14 protein-coding genes are annotated in these 18,264 nt (G+C 73.0%); 4 read left to right on the plus strand and 10 right to left on the minus strand.

What is annotated here, in order from left to right:
• The first annotated feature begins 27 nt into the window (after positions 1–27).
• On the plus strand, positions 28–981 hold the full coding sequence (locus ACFYYW_RS10490) for a hypothetical protein (RefSeq protein WP_352318734.1): 954 nt from the start codon (positions 28–30) through the stop codon (positions 979–981).
• Here the strand turns inward: ACFYYW_RS10490 and ACFYYW_RS10495 are convergent.
• From ACFYYW_RS10495 to ACFYYW_RS10510, 4 genes are all read right to left on the minus strand, one after another.
• The gene (locus ACFYYW_RS10495) at positions 926–1,810 is read right to left on the minus strand and encodes an SDR family NAD(P)-dependent oxidoreductase (protein ID WP_387647170.1); all 885 of its coding nucleotides are present in this window, start codon (positions 1,808–1,810) and stop codon (positions 926–928) included. The two genes, ACFYYW_RS10490 and ACFYYW_RS10495, sit on opposite strands and share 56 nt — an antisense overlap.
• A gap of 39 nt (positions 1,811–1,849) precedes the next feature.
• Entirely contained in the window at positions 1,850–3,340 is a 1,491-nt protein-coding gene (locus ACFYYW_RS10500; RefSeq protein WP_364415196.1) for a DUF885 family protein, read from the minus strand.
• 10 nt (positions 3,341–3,350) lie between these two features.
• On the minus strand, positions 3,351–4,592 hold the full coding sequence (locus ACFYYW_RS10505) for an MFS transporter (RefSeq protein WP_387647173.1): 1,242 nt from the start codon (positions 4,590–4,592) through the stop codon (positions 3,351–3,353).
• Positions 4,593–4,709: 117 nt separating this feature from the next.
• Positions 4,710–5,708, minus strand: coding sequence for a LacI family DNA-binding transcriptional regulator (locus tag ACFYYW_RS10510; RefSeq protein WP_387647176.1), 999 nt, complete (start codon positions 5,706–5,708; stop codon positions 4,710–4,712).
• Between the two features lie 50 nt (positions 5,709–5,758).
• On the opposite strand from ACFYYW_RS10510, the gene ACFYYW_RS10515 reads away from it, so the two are divergent.
• Positions 5,759–6,472, plus strand: coding sequence for an alpha/beta fold hydrolase (locus tag ACFYYW_RS10515; protein WP_387647178.1), 714 nt, complete (start codon positions 5,759–5,761; stop codon positions 6,470–6,472).
• Here the strand turns inward: ACFYYW_RS10515 and ACFYYW_RS10520 are convergent.
• From ACFYYW_RS10520 to ACFYYW_RS10540, 5 genes are read right to left on the minus strand one after another with little or no spacing between them, the layout of a single operon-like run.
• Positions 6,447–7,424: a PLP-dependent cysteine synthase family protein gene (locus ACFYYW_RS10520; protein ID WP_387647180.1), complete on the minus strand. Its 978-nt coding sequence runs from the start codon at positions 7,422–7,424 to the stop codon at positions 6,447–6,449. The genes ACFYYW_RS10515 and ACFYYW_RS10520 overlap by 26 nt on opposite strands.
• Before the next feature lie 23 nt (positions 7,425–7,447).
• The gene (locus tag ACFYYW_RS10525; RefSeq protein WP_387647183.1) at positions 7,448–8,188 is read right to left on the minus strand and encodes an MBL fold metallo-hydrolase; all 741 of its coding nucleotides are present in this window, start codon (positions 8,186–8,188) and stop codon (positions 7,448–7,450) included.
• 5 nt (positions 8,189–8,193) lie between these two features.
• Entirely contained in the window at positions 8,194–8,799 is a 606-nt protein-coding gene (locus ACFYYW_RS10530) for a TetR/AcrR family transcriptional regulator (protein ID WP_387647186.1), read from the minus strand.
• A 2-nt stretch (positions 8,800–8,801) separates the two neighbouring features.
• On the minus strand, positions 8,802–10,460 hold the full coding sequence (locus tag ACFYYW_RS10535) for an FAD-dependent oxidoreductase (RefSeq protein WP_387647189.1): 1,659 nt from the start codon (positions 10,458–10,460) through the stop codon (positions 8,802–8,804).
• Entirely contained in the window at positions 10,457–11,962 is a 1,506-nt protein-coding gene (locus tag ACFYYW_RS10540) for a succinic semialdehyde dehydrogenase (RefSeq protein WP_352318716.1), read from the minus strand. The genes ACFYYW_RS10535 and ACFYYW_RS10540 overlap by 4 nt, the downstream gene beginning before the upstream one ends.
• Before the next feature lie 124 nt (positions 11,963–12,086).
• On the opposite strand from ACFYYW_RS10540, the gene ACFYYW_RS10545 reads away from it, so the two are divergent.
• Entirely contained in the window at positions 12,087–14,354 is a 2,268-nt protein-coding gene (locus tag ACFYYW_RS10545; RefSeq protein WP_387647192.1) for a serine/threonine protein kinase, read from the plus strand.
• Positions 14,355–14,386: 32 nt separating this feature from the next.
• Positions 14,387–16,438, plus strand: a complete 2,052-nt coding sequence (locus ACFYYW_RS10550) for a beta-propeller domain-containing protein (protein WP_387647194.1) — start codon at positions 14,387–14,389, stop codon at positions 16,436–16,438.
• Between the two features lie 36 nt (positions 16,439–16,474).
• Here ACFYYW_RS10550 and ACFYYW_RS10555 read toward each other — a convergent pair whose 3' ends face one another.
• Positions 16,475–18,211, minus strand: a complete 1,737-nt coding sequence (locus tag ACFYYW_RS10555; protein WP_364415242.1) for a glycerol-3-phosphate dehydrogenase/oxidase — start codon at positions 18,209–18,211, stop codon at positions 16,475–16,477.
• Between the last annotated feature and the right edge of the window lie 53 nt (positions 18,212–18,264).

Here is an 18,264-nt window from a genome sequence, read left to right on the forward strand (position 1 = left end):
CACCGTCACTCGTGCTAACACAGAACGGTGGATCTTGTCTGGCCGGCCTCGGCGTGGGCCCTGTGGTTCGCCGCGCTGGCCGCCGCGTTCGGGTTGACGACGCGCCGGGCCGCCGCGCCCCCGGCGGCCCCTGCTCCCCCGGCGCCACCCGCCGTGGTCGAGCTTTTACGCGGGCTGCGGGCCGGCGAGGTCTTCCACGCCACGGTCTTCGAGCTGGCCAGACGCGGGTTCCTGACGATCCGGGACGACCGGCTCACGCTCTCCGCGACGGGCGAGGGGCAGGTGTGGCCGTACGAGCGATGGGTGCTCGACCGGGTGGCGGCGCGGATGGGCGGAGCGCCGCAGGCGCCGGTCGTCGCCCTGATGCCGGACAGCGGCGACCTCGACGCCGAGTTCGTGCCCCTGGTCCGGCAGAGCGCCATCGACCTGGGGCTGGCGCGGCGGCGCTGGCAGAGCATGCTCGTGCCGCTGCTGCTGGCCGCCGGGCTGGCCGTGCCCTGGTACGTCACCATCTCGCAGGCGGGCGTGTCGTGGCCCGGCTGGATCGCCACGGCGGGGGCGTTCGTGGCCGGGGCCGCGCTGCTGCTGGGCGGGCGCGGGTTCGTGCTGACGCCGCTCGGCCGCGAGGTGGCCGGGCCCGAGCCGGCTCCGGTGGACCCGCGGCAGGAGTGGATCTTCACCGGCGACGGGTGGCGCGGCGTCCTGGTCGAGCCCGCCGCGCGCGACGGCGGCGCGCCCAAACGGCAGGAGGTCGAGGGGCGGGTGGTCAAGCGCTGGATCGTGACCGAGCACGGCGAGGACCTGACCTCCTCGCGCACCTGTTACCTGGCGGTGCACGACGGCACGTCGGAGCGGGCGCCGGCGTACCGGGCCAAGGAGCGCGTCTACCAGGACGTGCTGCCGGGCGACTTCGTCCGGCTGCTGGTCAATCCGCGGCGCGGGAGCGTGGTGAGCGTGCTGGCCCACGAGCGCCGCTGGTAGCGCCGGGCAGTTCGCCGGCCAGCAGCAGCTCGGTCTGCCTGCGCAGCCGGTCGGCGAACTCGGGGTGGGTCAGCACGAGGAACCGTTCCTCGTGGATGGCCCGCACGACCAGGGCGGCGATCTCGGCGGGCTCGACGCCGCGCGCCATGGCCGCCCCGACGGCCTCGCGGGCGGCTTGTTCGTCGTCCGTCGGGGTGGTGACCAGGCCGGCCGGGCGGGACCGGGCCGAGTCGTCGATCCGCGTCCTGACCGCGCCGGGGCACAGCGCGGTCACGCGCAGCTTGGAGCCCACGGCGGCGAGGTCCTGGGCCAGCGACTGCGAGGCGGCCAGCGCGGCGTACTTGGTGAGCGCGTAACCGCCCGCGCCGGGCGCGGCGAGCAACCCGGCCACGGACACGGTGTTGACGACGTGCCCCTCGGTGTCCTGTGCCATCATGCGCGGCACGAACGCGCGCACGCCGTGCAGCACGCCCCACACGTTCACGCCGAGCAGCCAGGCGAAGTCCTCGGCGGTCCTGGTCCACAGGCGGCCGCCCTGATGGACGCCGGCGTTGTTGCACAGCACGTGCACGGCGCCCAGCTCGCCGAAGCTCCGGTCGGCCAGGTGCTGCACGGCCGCCGCGTCCGAGACGTCGGTGACCTGCGTGAGCACCTCACCCGGCCCGGCGGACGCCTTCCGCGCGAGCGCGGCCGTCTCGGCCAGCCCGCCGGGATCGACGTCGGCCAGCATCAACGCCATGCCCTCGGCGGCGAACCGGACGGCCAGGGCCCTGCCGATGCCGCTGGCCGCGCCCGTCACCACCGCGACCCTGCCGGACAGTTCACGCACCGCCTGAACCTCCCTAGCGCTCGCTCGGCTACCCCGACGCTACAGGATCGCGCCGATCAGGCCCAGGGGCGGCGAGCCGAGGTCGAACAGCGCCTTGTGGAAGCGCTGGAGCGTGAAGCCCGATCCCCACTGCGTGCGCGCCTGCTCGCGCAGGTCGAGGATGAGCAGCTTGCCCCAGGTGTAGCGGCCGTACGTCGGGTCGAAGGAGGCGCGGCGGGCCTCCGACAGCGCGGCCGGACCGGCCAGGTGGGTGTCGGACTCGAAGCGCCGCGCGCCCTCCTCGACCGTCATCTGGCCGGTGTGCACGCCGATCGCGCAGGCCAGCCGGGTGACCCGGATCAGCGCCTCCACCCAGACGCCGATCTCGAAGCGCGGGTCGTCGGGCGCGTAGCCCTCCTCGACGCACAGCTCCTCGGCGTAGTGGGCCCAGCCCTCGACGAAGGCCATCGACTGCAGCAGCCGCCGCACGTCGGAGGGGGCCCGGCGGAGCGCGCGGCTGTGCGAGAAGTGGCCGGGGGCCACCTCGTGCACGTTGATCGCGGGCAGCGTGGTGGCGCTGAAGACCTCCAGCCACTCCTCCTGGTCCTGCTCGCTCCAGGACGCGTCCGGCGGCGTGATGTGGTACCAGGACGGCCCCTCGGGCTCGCCCGGCGAGTTCCACGCCATCATGGCCATCGCCCAGCGGCGCGACTCCGGCGCCAGCCCGACCAGGCACTCGCCGTCGTGGTAGGGCACCAGGTCCTTCTCGCGGGTGAAGGCGATGGCCCGTTCGGTGCCGATCCTGGCCGCCTCGATCACGCCGTCGGCGTCGGGGTGGTCCTTGACCAGCTCGCGCACGACGTCGAGGGGCCGCTCGGTACGTCCGAGCCTGGCGCAGGACTCGGCCAGCAGGCCCATGAGCCGGTCGCGTTCGGCGTCGGCGCGCTCGGCCAGCCTGCCCAGGTCGACCGGCAGGCCCTCGGCGCTGCTCATGAGCTTGACCAGGGCAGCGCCGCCGAGCGCGGCGTCGGGGTCGCCCTCGGCGGCGGCGCGCGCCACGTGCGCCACGAGCCTGCCGTGGGCCTCGATCGCGGCCTCGTCGGTGATGCCCGCGGCCAGGCCCTTGACCGCGCCCAGCAGGGACGCGGCGACCGGGGCCGCGACCTGGTCCAGCGAAGCGATCGCGGCGTCCACGGCGGCGGGCCACTGCGCGAGGTGGGCCGCCCTGGCGGCGGCGCGCTCGGCCTCGGGGCCGTAGTCGCGGTCGTAGCAGGCCAGGTCGAGGTTGGACAGGTGGATCAGGGGGTTCTTGCGGTGCAGCTCCAGCTCGCCGAACTGGGTGCGCATGGCCTCCTCGAAGATCTCCAGGTGCTCGGCGTCGTGCGGGTCGGCCGGCGCGTCGCCCTTGCCGAGGCGCGTCAGGCCGTCCCGTACGCCCTCGGGCGACAGGTCCTGGATCTGGCCGTCGTACTCGTGCCTGCCGCCCCCTTCGCGCGCCTCGGACACCATCAAATCGGTGATCGCACGCAATCTGGGGTCAAGTTCCGTCATGCCGCCGACGCTAGCGCACACCCCTGATCCTGAGGACCCCGACGGAGCCGACCAGCGAGATCACGATGCCCACGACGAACAGCGCCGGGTAGCCGCCCGTCCCCACCACGACGGCGGCGAGGGCGGGCGCCAGGATCTGCGGCCCGGCGTTGGCGATGTTGATGACGCCCATGTCCTTGCCCGCGTCGGCGGGGTCCGGCAGCACCTTCGTCACCAGGGCCATGTCCACGGCCAGGTAGACGCCGAACGCGATGCCGTGCGCGACGTTGTAGACGATCATGCCCCCGAACGTCGGCATCGCCAGCGGGATGCCCAGGAACACCGCCGAGGACAGCCCGGCGACGAGTGCGAACAGCCGGAAGCGGCCGAGGCGGTCGGAGATCGGGCCGATCACGAGCACCGCGAGCAGTGTGGCGGCCTGGCCGATGAGCATCAGCAGGCCCATCGTGGCGACCACCTCGCCCCTGGGGATCTTGATGAAGTCCTCAAGAAGGAAGAGGTTGAAGGTAAAGATGACGAAATATCCGAGCATGACGCCGAAACGCGACACGAAGGCCCAGGCGAAGTCCGGCGTCTTCAGCGGCCGCAGGAAGCCGGCCAGGAACGCGCCCAGCGCGAACGGCTCGCGCGCCGTCCCCGCCGAGGACGTGTCCGGCGTGGCGACGACGACCAGCACCGCCGCGACCAGCAGCAGCGCCATCGTCACGTAGTACGCCCCGCCGGCGGCCAGCTGCGGGAACACGATGAACATGATCGCGGCCGCGATCGTGGCCAGCGGCGTGCCGAGCCCGAACAGGCCGGAGTAGGTGCCGTACCGGCTCGGCGGGACCCGGTCGGGCAGGATCGCGGTCATGGCGGCCTGGTAGCCGTTCATGATGGTCTGCACGGCCGCCCAGCTGACGCCGAGCATGAGCACGCTGCCCGCGTTGGCCTGCGCGAACAGGGCGAGCACGCCGAGCAGCACGCAGCCGAGTATCCACGGCGAACGGCGGCCGAAGCGCGATCTGGTCCGGTCGGAGATCTGGCCGAAGACCGGGTTGGCGAGGGTGGCCATGAGCGGGCCGATCGAGTTGGCCAGGCCGAGCGCGGCCACGTCGTTGACGCCGGTGATGCGCTGCACGTGAACGGGCAGGACGAACGCGCCCACACTCAGCCACAGGAACATGACGGCGACGTTGGCCAGCGGAAGCGTCAGGTAGAGCGGCCCTAGGCGCCGGGTGTCCCGGTGCGCGCCGCTCAGGACTTCAGCCATGGGGGGACCTTTCCGAGCAGTGATGATACGTATCACCGACGATTGCTCTGGACTGTAGGTCGCACGGGAAGGGCTGACAAGACGCGCGTCCAACTCGTTACGCGCCCGACGACGGCCTCAGGCGCTGGCCCGGACCACCAGCCGGGGCTCGAACCGGGCGACGACCTCGCCCGCCGCGGACGGCCGCACGCCGCGGACCATCCCGTCGATCTCGCCCGCCAGATCGGCCGGGCTCGCGGTGGCGTCGAAGTGCACGGTGGTCAGCCGGGGCCGCATGAGCGTGCAGATCGGCAGGTCGTCGGCGCCGACCACGGCGACGTCGCCGGGGACCCGCAGACCGGCGTCCTGCAACGCGCTGATCAGCAGCATCGCGTACTCGTCGTTGTAGGCGAAGACGCCGTCGGGCAGGTCGCCCGCGCGGACGATCCGGCCCGCCTCCTCCTCGGAGAAGGCCAGGTCGATGCGCGCGGCCCCGGGGACGACCTCCCGCACCCCCGCCAGCCGGGCCCGCCCCATGGCGTCGATGCCCTCCTCCCGGGGCACGACGGCCGCCAGCCGCCTGCTCCCCCGTGCGACCAGGTGGCGGGCGGCCACGGCGCCGAGGGCCCGGTGGTCGAACACCATGGCCGGCACCAGCGGCGAGGGCTGGTCGGACAGGCCGACGACGGCCCGGACGCCCGAGGCGTGCAGCAGGTCCACGGCGGGCCTGGTCAGCCGCGCGGCCTCGACGAGGACGGCCGAGGGCCGCAGGGCGAGCCAGCTCCTGGCCGCCGCCACGCCCCTGAGGGTGCGCTCGCCGTACTGGACGAGGGTGTAGCCGCGGGCCCTGAGCTCCTCCTCCAGCTCTTCGGACACCTGCTGCGCCAGCCGGCCCGTCCTGGCCCGCGACAGCGGCATGAGCACGATGTCGCTGCGGCCCGTACGCAGCGCACGGGCGGCGGCGTCGGGGACGTAGCCGAGCCGGGCGGCGGCGTCGCGGACCCGCCTGCGGGTCTCCTCGCTCACCCGGGCGTGGGGGTTGTCGGTGAGCACGTAGGAGACCGTGGCCTGTGAGACTCCCGCGGCCCTGGCCACGTCGACGCTGGTCGGCGGGCGGTCCCCCCTTGTCGTGTTCACGGGGTGGATGGTATCAACTGCTTATACGTATAATCAGGAGAGGCTGCCGCATGAAGCTGCACACTCGTGAATGGGGTTCGGGCGGCCGCGTGGCCGTCCTCGTCCACGGCATCATGGCCGACTCGCGATGCTGGTGGCGGGTGGGCCCCGAGCTGGCCGCGCGCGGCTACCGGGTCATCGCCGTCGATCTCCCCGGCCACGGCGAGAGCCCTCGCGCCGACGCCTACCCGCCCGAGCTGTTCGCCTCGTCGCTGGCGGAGTCGGTGCCCGCGCGCCCCGAGCTGGCCATCGGGCACTCCCTGGGCGGCCTCACGCTCGGCCTCGCCGTCGAACGGCTCATGCCCGGACGGGCGATCTACTCCGATCCGGCCTTCCGTCTGCCGACGGTGGAGAGCGGCGCCCTGGAGTCGATGGCCGGCTTCACCGACGAGACCGGCGAGCTGATCGCCGCCCTGCACCCCGGCTTCTCGGCCGAGGAGGTGGCGGTCGAGGTCGAGATGCTCGCGCGCTGGGACCGCGGGTCGGCGCTGTCGCTCGTCGAGGCGTCGGGCATGGACTTCACGCCCGCTCCCGTCGTGCCGTCGCTGGTGCAGGTGGCCGACCCGAGTTTCCTGGTGCCGCCGGCGTTCCAGGAGGAGTTGCGGGGCAAGGGATTCGAGGTGCGCGTGGTCACGGGGGCCGAGCACACGATCCACCGCCACCTGTTCGAGGACTTCCTGGCGGGGCTGGAGGGCTGGATCAGACCCGCTGCCGCAGCTCGGTGAGGCGGCCGGCGACGTCGAGGCCCTTGCCGGCGGCCCAGGCGTCGTCGTGGTACGTCGCCAGGTGCCGCTCGGCCGCGTCGCCCAGCAGCGAGACGATCGTGCCGCGCTCGCCCCTGGCCCGCATGCGCCCGGCCAGTTCGAGCGCGGCCCACAGCGCGGTGCCGGACGAGCCGCCCACCGGCAGCCCGGTGACCTCCCTGAGGTGCCTGGCCGCCGCCACGCCCGCCGCGTCGGGCACCGGCACCACCAGATCGACCAGCTCCGGCCGGAACCCCGGCTCCACGCGCGGACGGCCGATGCCCTCGATCCGCGAGGGCATGCCGGTGGCGTAGTCGGGCACGTCGAGGGTCCAGCCCGGGAAGTAGGCGGAGTTGTCGGGATCGGCGACCGCCACCCGGCAGCCGTGCTCCCCGGCCGCGGCGCCGAGCGTGGCCGAGGTGGCGCCGGTGGCGGCGCCGGTCACCACCCAGTCGGGACGGACCTGGGCGAACAGCTCTTCGGCCAGGTCGTGCGGCGTGGCCCGGCCGAACTGGTCGAGGTAGTGGCCCCCGACCGCCCTGGCCGCCTCCTGGGCCGCGTCGTAGATGGCCAGGGGCGGCGTCACGAACCTGCACTCGCCGCCCAGCGCCTCGACCGGGCGGGCCCGCGCCGGGTCGGGCGCGCCCGGCATGATCACGACGTAGGGCAGGCCGAGCCGCCGGGCGAACCACGCCTGCGCGACCGCCGCGTTGCCGCCGGCGGCCTCGACCACGGTGGTGCCCTCGGTGATCGAGCCGTCGAGCAAGGCCCGCCGGAACAGCGCCCTGGCGTGCCGGTGCCGCAGGCTGCCCGTGGGGTGGCCGGACTCGTCCTTCAGCAGCAGGCGCACGCCGGGGGCCCGGACGGGGAAGTCGATCAGCCCGGTCGGCGGCCCGGCGGCCAGCGCGTCGAGCGCGCGCGTGCTCCAGCTCACCGGACCACCCTGTCAGGACGGACTCAGGAAAGCTCCACCTGTTCGCCAGGGGCGAGCAGCACGAACCGCTCCCCGAGCCCCGCGAACGCCTTCTCCAGCGTGTCCCTGCCCTGCGTGAAGTGCGCCCACTGCTCGAAGTGCAGCGGGACGACGTGCCGCGCGCCCAGGATGTCGGCGGCGGTGACGACGTCCTCGCTGGTCAGCGTCAGGAAGCCGTCCACAAGAGGGGTGCGCGCGCCGCCCGCGAACAGCAGCGCCACGTCGATCCGCGGGAACCTGGCGGCCACGGCCCGTACGACGTCGAGCGAGGCGTTGTCGCCGCTCACGTAGACGGTGGGCAGGCCCTCGCCGCTGAGCACGAACCCGGTGACCTCGCCCGTCAGGTGCTCGGTCCCGTCGGGGCCGTGCTGGGCGGGCACGCCGGTCACCCGCAGCGGGCCGACCTCGGTCTCGCTCCAGTTGGGCAGGGCGCGCACCGGCTCGCCGACGCGCTCGGCCGCCGAGGCGGTGGACAGCGCCAGCGGGGCCGTGGCGAGGAACGCGCGGCCGGCGTCGTCGAGGTTGTCGGGATGCTGGTCGTGCGACAGCAGCACGGCGTCCACCGGGCCCACCTCGTCAGGGCCGAAGGCGGGGCCGGCCGTCTTCTTGAGCACCCTGGCGCCGACCGGGTGATCGCCCGGCGCGTCGAAGGTGGGATCGACCAGTAGCCGGACGCCGCCCAGCTCGATGACGGCGGTCGGACCACCGGCGTAACGAATCTTCATGTCCGTCAAGGACACGGAGGGACATAAGGTTTATTCCGTACGCCGTTGAGCACCCGGGTCACCGTGCGGTGGCACAGGGCGCGGAAGTCGGGCTCGGCCATGCTCATCCGGCCGCTCAGGTACTGCTGGACCAGGCCCTGGGTGCTCGCCGTGACCGCGAGCGCGGTCTCCAGCGGGTCGTCCTCGCGCAGCACGCCCGCGCGCATGCCCTCCTCGGCCAGCGCCACCACCACGCTGAACGGCGGGCCCTCCCCGTCGCGGAAGTCGTCGGGGAAACGGCGGGCCCGCGCCCAGGCGTCGGAGGTCAGGAAGTTGTACAGGTGGGGGCTGCCGAGCGCGAAGTCGAGGAAGTCGTCGAGCGCCGCCATCATGCGCTCCTCCACGTCGCCCGTGCCGGGCCTGCGGGTCCACGCCTCGGCCAGCTCGCGGGCGGCGGCGTCGGCGACGGCGCGCAGCAGGGCCTCCCTGTTGGGGAAGTGCCGGTAGATGGCCATGGCGGTGACGCCCACGGCCTCGCCGACCCGCCGCATGCTGACGGCGTCGGCGCCCTCCTCCAGCAGGATCTGCCGGGCCACGGCCTCGATGCGGGCCGCCGTCCCTCGCTCGCTCATGTTTACAGTGTATACAGACGGAGTGCCCCCGGAGCCCGCTCCGGCACGGCGGGCCGGCGGGGCGTCACCGGAGGCAGCCGGACGTACGGCGAGCCCGTGGCGGGCCTGGGATCGGGGTCGCCGGCGTTGGGCCACAGGGACATGGCCCGCTCGGCCTGCGCGGTGATGGTGAGCGACGGGTTCACCCCGAGGTTGGCCGACACCGCCGAGCCGTCCACGACGTGCAGCCCCTCGTGGCCGTAGACGCGGTGGTAGGCGTCGATCACGCCGGTCTCGGGCGAGTCGCCGATCACGCAGCCGCCGAGGAAGTGGGCCGTCGTCGGGATGTCGAACAGGTCGAGCCAGGTGCCGCCGGGCACCCCGCCGATCTCGGCCGCCGCGTGCCGGACGGCCTCGTGCCCGGCCGGGATCCAGGTCGGGTTGGGCTCGCCGTGGCCGCGGGCCGACCGCAGGCCCCAGCGGGTGCGCCGGATGGTGATCGAGTTGTCCTTGGCCTGCATGACCAGCGCGATGACGGTCCGTTCCGACCAGCGGCGCAGGTCGAGCAGCCGCAGCGCCTCCAGGGGCCGCGCGGCGATCTCCCGGAACAGCGCCGGCCACCGCGGCTGGCCGCCGTCCACGAGCAGGGTGCGCAGCAGGCCCATGGCGTTGGAGCCGTCGCCGTAACGCACCGGCTCGATGTGGGTCTCGGCGTCGGGGTGGATGGAGGAGGTGATGGCCACGCCCTTGTTGAGCTTCTCGCCGCCCGCCGACGTGCGCTCGAAGCCGAGCAGGGCCTCGGAGTTGGTCCTGGTCAGCGTGCCGAGCCTGGGCGACAGGCGGGGCAGGTCGCCGGTGGCGCGCAGCTTGTGCAGCAGGCGCTGGGTGCCGTACGTGCCGGCCGCGAAGATCACCTGCTTGGCGGTGAACGAACGGCGGCGCAGCGCCGACCCCGTCCGGCGGGCGACGACCCGGTAGCCGCCGGAGGGCAGCGGGCGCACCGAGGTGACCGTGCACTCGGCGTAGACCCGGGCGCCCGCCCGCTCGGCCAGGTGGAGGTAGTTCTTGACCAGCGTGTTCTTGGCGCCGTGGCGGCAGCCGGTCATGCACTGCCCGCACTCGATGCAGCCGCGCCGCCGCGGCCCCGCGCCGCCGAAGTACGGGTCGACGCCGTCCTCGCCGAAGTAGACGCCGACCGGGGCCAGGTGGAAGGTGTCGCCCACGCCCATCTTCTCGGCGACCCGGCGCATGACGTCGTCGGCGCGGGTGACGGTGGGGTTCGTGACCGCGCCGAGCATGCGTCGGGCCTGGTCGTAGTGGGGGGCCAGCTCCGCCTTCCAGTCGGTGATGCCGGCCCACTGCGGGTCGCGGAAGAACGGGTCGAGCGGCTCGTAGAGGGTGTTGGCGTAGACCAGCGACCCGCCGCCCACCCCGGCTCCGGCCAGCACCATCACGCCAGTGCCGCGCTCTCCGCGCAGCACGTGGATGCGCTGGATGCCCTTCATGCCCAGCCAGGGCGCCCACAGGAAGTCGCGCAGCTTCCACGAGGTGGCCGGCAGCGCGGAGTCGTCGAACCGGCGGCCCGCCTCCAGCACGCCGACCTTGTACCCCTTCTCGCTCAGCCGCAGCGCCGAGACGCTGCCGCCGAACCCCGACCCGATGACCAGAACGTCGAACGTCACTTGATCCGCAGCTTCCGCATCGCCTTGAGGGTGCCGGCCAGGACGTCGGCCCACGTCTCGTACGTCAGGTCGAAGGGCGGCTCGAAGCCCAGCCAGGACGCCTGCGAGGCCACGGTCTTGGACTCGGTGTAGCGCAGCAGGCCCTCCGCGCCGTGCCGACGGCCGAGCCCCGAGGCCTTCATGCCGCCCATGGGCGCGTCGTAGGAGGCGTAGGCCGAGCCGTACCCCTCGTTGATGTTGACCGTGCCGGCCTTGACGCGGGCGGCCAGGGCGCGGCCGCGGGCCGGGTCGGTGGTCCAGATGGAGGCGTTCAGGCCGTAGATGGTGTCGTTGGCCAGCTCGATCGCCTCCTCCTCCGAGTCGAAGGGGTAGAGGGCGACCACCGGCCCGAACGTCTCGTTGCGGCACAGGTCCATGTCGTCGCGCACGCCGGTGAGCACGGTCGGCTCGTAGAACAGCGGGCCGAGGTCGGGCCTGGCCCGGCCGCCGGTCAGCACGGTGGCGCCCTTGGCCACGGCGTCGTCCACGTGGGCACTGACCGCGTCGAGCTGGCGTTGCGAGGTGAGCGAGCCCATCTGGACCGACCAGTCGTGGCCCGCGCCGAGCTTGAGGTTGCCGACCTGCCTGACCAGGCGCGCGGCGAAGTCGTCGAACACGGACGTGTGCACGTACAGCCGCTCGATGGACAGGCAGAGCTGGCCGGCGTTGGTGAAGCAGGCCCGGATCGCCCCCTGGACGGCGAGCGGCACGTCGGCGTCTTCGAGCACCACCATCGGGTTCTTGCCGCCGAGCTCCAGCGAGCAGCCGATGAGCCGCTTGGCCGCCTCCTCGGCGATCTTCCTGCCGCCCCTGGTCGACCCCGTGAACGCGACGTAGTCGGCGTCGTCGAGCAGCGCGTCGCCGATCTCGGCGGGCTCGCCCAGCACGACCTGCCAGATCTCGCGCGGCATGCCCAGCTCGGCCAGCAGGTCGATGGTCCACAACGTGGACATGGCCGTCTGGGTGTCCGGCTTGTGCACCAGCGCGTTGCCGGCCAGCAGCGCGGGCACGGCGTCGGTGACGCCGAGCGAGAGCGGGTAGTTCCACGGGGAGATCAGCGCGACCACGCCCTTGGGCTGGCGCAGCTCGGTCACCCGGGTGGCGCCGGGGAAGATGCCCTTGCGCGTGCGCGGCGCGAGCAGTCCGGACGCCCGCCGGGCGTAGTAGAGGCTGCACCCGGCGACGTCGAGCACCTCCTCGAAGGCGTGCTTGCGGGCCTTGCCGGTCTCGTTCTGGACGATGTCGAGGATCTCGTCCCTGCGGTCGAGGATGGCGTCGTGCAGCAGCAGGAACGGTCTGGCCCGCGCCGCGGCGGGCCTGGCCGCCCACTCGGCCTGGGCGGCCCTGGCTCGCTCGTAGGCCAGGCGTACGTCGTCGGCCGTGGAAATGGGCAGCTCGGCGAGCGGCTCGCCGGTGAAGGGGGCGGTGATCTCCCGGGTCTTGCCGCTGGACGTGACGTGCATGCCCGAAGGATATTCCGCTTGGCTACCGGCGGGTAGTTTTTGCGGATTCGCGGGGTGGGGTCAGAATCCTCTTATGCCATCGTTCGCTCCGCTACGCCCGGGAGATCCGGCGAGTCTGGCCGGCATGGATCTCCTCGGCCGGCTTGGCGAGGGCGGCCAGGGCGTCGTCTACCTCGCGAAAGATCATTCCGGCGCGCACGTCGCCGTCAAGTGGCTGCGCCCCGACCTGTCCGGCGACGACGTGAGCGTCGAGCGGTTCCTGCGCGAGGTCCAGGTGGCCCAGCAGGTGGCGCCGTTCTGCACCGCGGCCGTCCTCGGCACCGGCGTCGAGCAGGACCGGCCCTACATCGTCAGCGAGTTCATCGAGGGGCCCTCGCTGCAGCGGGTGGTGCAGGAGGAGGGGCCGCGCACCGGGTCCACGCTGCACCGGCTGGCCATCGGCACCGCGACCGCGCTGGCCGCCATCCACCAGGCCGGCATCGTCCACCGCGACTTCAAGCCCGCCAACGTCATCCTGGGCGCGGACGGCCCGCGGGTGATCGACTTCGGCATCGCGCGGGCGCTCAACGCGACCTCGACGATCAGCAGCATGGTCGTGGGCACGCCGTCGTACATGCCGCCCGAGCAGATCATGGGCCACACCGCCGGGCCGGCGGCCGACATGTTCTCGTGGGCCAGCGCGATGGTCTACGCGGCGTCGGGGCGGGCGCCGTTCGGCAGCGACACCATGCCGGCGGTGATCAACCGGGTCCTCAACCAGCAGCCCGACCTCGGCGTGCTCGACGGCGCGCTGCGTGACGTCGTGGCCGCGTGCCTGGCCAAGGACCCGGCGCAGCGGCCGACGGCCGAGCAGGTGATCATGCGCCTGCTCCAGCACCCAATGCCGGCGAACTCGCCCATCCTCGCCGCGGCCGCCGCCGAGGCCATCCCGGCCGGGCCGGCCATGACCGGGCCGGCAGCGGGGCCGGCAGCGGGGCCGGCAGCGGGGCCGGCGGCGGGGCCGGCAGCGGGGCCGGCGGCGGGGCCGATGGCGGCGCCGCCGCAGCAGCACCCGCAGGGACCGCCCCAGGGAGCGCCCCACGCGCCGCCGCAGGGACCACCGCAGGGACCTCCACAGGGGCCTCCCCAGGGACCGCCGCAAGGGCCTCCGCACGGGCCGATGACGGGGCCGGTGCCGGGAGGCCCGCAGCCGTACCCGCAGCAGCAGTGGCACCCGCCCGGCCCGTACGCGCAGCCCACCCACCCGGGCGTGCACCCCCGGCGGCCGGCCGGGAAGAGCAGGGCGCCGCTGGTCATCGGGGCCACGCTGGGCGTCGCGTTACTCGTGCTGGCCGGGCTCGCCGTGCTCATCGCCAACAACAGGACGACCCTGGCCGCCGACGGCGGCGTCACGACGTCGGCGTCCGGCCGGCCGTCCGGGCGCAGCGTGCCGCCCGCCACGCCGTCGGTGACGGCGTCGGTCGCGCCGGTCGCCGTCCCCGAGGAGGGGCCGCGCAAGACGCTGCCCGGCGCCGCGATCGACCTGTACGAGAACACCTCCGACGCCATCGTCCTGACCTCCTACGAGATCTACGACAAGAAGAAGGACGACTGGATCGACCACGCCAGGGACTCGCTGCGCGGGCCGTTCCGCAAGTACGCCGGCAACTGGGAGTCGAACGTCTCCCCCGGCGGCCGCTACCTGGCCACCCGCGGCCGCAAGTACACCGACGACAACTACGACTACATCATCGTCAGCGACCGCCAGACGGGCGGGCGCACCACGATCAAGACCGTCCGCGGCCCGCTGATCGCCAGCATCCGCAGCTGGTCCGAGGACGGCTCCAAGATCCTGCTCAACATCGAGCGGAAGAGCGGCGACACCTGGACCTACCCCGGCTTCGTCATCGTGGACGTCGCCACGATGAAGGCGAAGACCGTCATGGTGGACGACTCCGCCGTCCGCAAGACCGCCTTCGGCTGGGACGGCGAGGGCACCGGCGTGATCAACGTCTTCGGCCCGGAGAAGAACCGCAGCCTGCGCTTCTTCGACGCCGACGGCAAGGCCACCCGCGACCTGCGCTCGATCGGCACGCTGCCCGCCGGCACCCAGGACGTCTTCTCCCCCTCGGGCGAGTCGTTCCTGTCCGACTGCCCCAACGGCAGCGACGGCGACACCTGCGTGTGGGACGTCAAGTCGGGCGACCGCACGCACAAGTTCACCTCCGACTGCGACAAGGTGCTCGGCTGGTACGACGACACCCACCTCTACTGCTGGGAGCAGGACAACAACACCAAGGACGAGATCCAGGTCGTCGACCTCAAGGGCACCCTGCTGCGCAAGATCCTCGACGTGCCCGGCGACGTCGACTTCAGCCCGGTCTTCACCGCCAACCCGGCCAAGGGCTCCTGAACCATCCGGCCCGCGCAGCCGTCATGGAGGTCATGAAGACGCTGTTCCGTACGGCCGTGACCGCCGCGGCCCTCGCCATGGCCGCTACGGCCTGCACCTCGGCGGCCACGGGCCAGGCGCCCGTGCCGAAGGTCACGCTCGACGCCGTCCGCCTGGTCGCCTACGACAGTTGCGACGACATGCTGTCGGGCCTGCGGGAGCACGCCGCGGAGAACGTCGGCCCGTGGGGGTTCGGCGGCCCGCAGATCATGTACATGGAGGACACCGCCGCCACCGCGCGGGCGAAGACCACCTCCAACACCCCGGAGCACTCCACCACGAACGTGCACGAGGCGGGCGTGGACGAGCCGGACCTGGTCAAGACCGACGGCAACCGGATCGTCACGGTCGTGGACGGCACCCTGCGGGTCATCGACACCGCGACCAGGAAGGTCACGGCGTCGCTCAAGCTCACCAAGAAGGACGAGCCGACCTTCACCCCCGCCGACCTGCTGCTGTCCGGCGACCGCGCGCTGGTGCTGTTCCGCGGCGGCGACATCATGGTGAAGTCCTTCGCGCCGCCCGGCGAGACCCGTTACGTCGTGGTCGACCTGGCCGGGCAGCCGAAGGTGCTCAGCACGATCCGGGCGCAGGGCTCGTACGTGGACGCCAGGATGATCGGCTCCACGGTCCGGCTCGTCACCCGCAGCCAGCCCGACATCACCTTCCCCGAGCCCAAGAACCCGGACGCCTCCGAGGCCGACCGCAAGAAGGCCAACCAGGACGTCGTGCGGCGGGCGCCGCTGTCCGCCTGGCTGCCCACGGTCGAGATCACCGGCGGGTCCGGCGCGGTCAAGAAGGACACGGTCAAGTGCGAGCGGGTCAGCCACCCCGCCGACTACACCGGCACCTCGCTGCTCACCGTCCACAGCATCGACCTGACCCAGGACGTCGCCGCGACCGGCACCGAGCCCATCAGCCTGGCCGCCGACGGCGACACCGTCTACGGCAGCGGCACGAGCCTGTACGTCGCCAGCAACCCCCGCTGGTGGTTCCCGGTGGTCACCGAGCCGATGCCGGTCGAGCCCGTGCCGACGGCCACCGACGGCGCCGCCCCGGCCGTCGAGCCCACCCCGAGCGACCCGCCCGTGACGAGCGACCCCACGGTGACGAGCGACCCCACGGTGACCGGCGACCCCGCTGTGACGAGCAGCGCCCCGGCCACGCCCGCCACCTCCGAGCCCGTGCCCGACCCCACCCCCACGGCGCCGCCCGAGGAGACCGAGGTCCACCGGTTCGACATCAGCGCCGCCGGCGCCCCCTCGTACGTGGCCTCCGGCAAGGTCCCCGGCCGCCTGCTCAACCAGTACTCGCTGTCGGAGTACGAGGGCCACCTCCGCGTCGCCACCACCCTCACCTCCCCCGACGGCAGGAACAGCGCCAGCAGCGTGTACGTGCTCGACGCCGCCACCATGGCCAAGGCCGGCGAGGTCGGCGGCCTCGGCAAGGGCGAGCGCATCTACTCGGTCCGGTTCATCGGCCCGGTGGGCTACGTCGTGACGTTCAAGCAGGTGGACCCGCTCTACACGCTCGACCTGCGCGACCCGGCCGCCCCCAAGGTGACCGGCGAGCTGAAGATCACCGGCTACTCGGCCTACCTGCACCCCGGCGCGGACGGCCGGCTGATCGGCATCGGCCAGGAGGCCAGCGACAAGGGCAGGACGCTCGGCACGCAGGTCTCGCTGTTCGACGTCGGCGACCCGGCCGCCCCGCGCAGGCTGTCGCAGCTCTTCCAGAAGGAGTCGGGCTCCGAGGCCGAGTGGGACCCGCACGCGTTCCTGTACTGGCCGAAGACCGGCCTGTCGGTGCTGCCGCTGATGACCCCCAAGGAGTCGGGCGCGCTCGTGCTGAAGATCGACGACTCGGCCGTCAAGAAGCTCGGCATGATCAAGCACCCCACGCACCAGGACAAGGACTACGCCTACCAGCCCGGCATCCAGCGCTCGATCGTCATCGGCGACGCCCTCTGGACGCTGTCCTGGGACGGCCTCCAGGTCAACGACGCCACGACGCTGGCCCGTCAGGCGTGGATCCCGCTGCGCTGACCCCCGTCGGGGCGGGTGGCCGGTCCGGCGGGCCGGTCACCCGCGCTCGGGCGCGACCACGGGCACGATCTCGGGGGCGCCCAGCCGGATGGCGTCGGCCTCCTGGTCGGAGTCCTGCTCCTGGGAGCGCCGTTCGGCCTCGACGCGCTTGGTGTAGTACTCCACCTCGCGTTTCACCTGTTCGGCGTCCCAGCCGAGCGGCCCGGCCAGCAGCTCGGCGGCCTCCTGCGCCACGGCCAGGCCGCGGTGGAAGGTCTCGATGGAGATGTGCGTGCGCCTGGTCAGCACGTCGTTGAGGTGCCTGGCGCCCTCGTGGGTGGCGGCGTAGACGATCTCGGCCCGCAGGTAGTCGTCGGCCCCGGCCAGCGGGCGGCCCAGCGACGGATCGTCCTCGATCAGCTGCAGCACCTCGTCGATGAGCGAGCCGTAGCGCTGGAGCAGGTGCTCGATGCGGGCGACGTGCAGGCCCGAGGTGTGGGCGAGGCGGTAGCGGGAGTTCCACAGCGCCTGGTAGCCCTCGGCCCCGGCCAGCGGGATGCGGTCGGTGCACGAGCGCGGCACCCGCTGGTCGAGCCCGTGCGCCACCGCGTCCACCGCGTCGCGGGCCATCACCCGGTACGTCGTGTACTTCCCGCCGGCGATCATCACCAGCCCCGGCACCGGATGCGCCACGACGTGCTCGCGCGACAACTTCGACGTCTCGTCGGACTCCCCCGACAGCAGCGGACGCAGCCCGGCGTAGACGCCCTCGACGTCGTCGCGGGTCAGCGGCACCGACAACACGGCGTTGACGTGGTCGAGCAGGTAGTCGATGTCGGCCCGGGAGGCCGCCGGATGGCCCTTGTCGAGCGTCCACTCGGTGTCGGTGGTGCCGATGATCCAGTGGCGGCCCCACGGGATCACGAACAGCACCGACTTCTCCGTGCGCAGGATGATGCCGGTGCGGGAGTGGATGCGGTCGCGCGGCACCAGCAGGTGGATGCCCTTGGAGGCCCGTACGTGGATCTGGCCGCGCCCGCCGACCAACTCCTGGATGTCGTCGGTCCACACACCCGTGGCGTTGACGACCTGCTGGGCGCGTACGTCGAACTCGGCGCCGGTCTCCAGGTCGCGCGCCCGCACGCCGGTGACCCGCTCGCCCTCCCGCAGGAACCCGACCACCTGGGCGCGCGGCGCGACCCGGGCGCCGTACGTGGCGGCGGTGCGCAGCATGGTCATCACGTAACGGGCGTCGTCGACCTGGGCGTCCCAGTACTGGACGGCGCCGGTGAGCGCGCTCTTCTTCAGCGCGGGGGCCAGCCGCAACGCCCGTGACCTGGACAGGTGCCGATGGCCCGGCACCCCGCGGGTGAGCCCGGAGGCGAAGCCGAGCGTGTCGTAGAGCGCCACGCCGGCGCCCACGTAGCCGCGTTCCCAGCCGAAGTGGGTCATCGGGAACAGGAACGGCACCGGCCGGACGAGGTGCGGCGCCAGGCGCTGGAGCAGCAGCGCCCGCTCCTGCAGCGCCTCGCGCACCAGGTCGAAGTTGAGCTGCTCCAGATAGCGCAGGCCACCGTGGATGAGCTTGGACGAGCGCGACGAGGTGCCGGAGGCGAAGTCGCGGGCCTCCAGCAGGGCCACGTCGAGGCCCCGGGTCGCGGCGTCGAGCGCGGTGCCCGCCCCCACGACGCCGCCGCCGACCACGACCACGTCGAACTCCTGGGCGGACATCTCCGCCAGCGCCGCCGCGCGCTCGGTGGGCCCGAGCCGGGCCACGCTCCTACCCGCCGTCATCATCTCCCCTTGCGTCGTCTGCGTCAGTACCTACCCGTACGCCCGGTTCCATG

It is taken from the genome of Nonomuraea sp. NPDC001831 (genome assembly GCF_042892035.1).
Lineage (GTDB): Bacteria > Actinomycetota > Actinomycetes > Streptosporangiales > Streptosporangiaceae > Nonomuraea.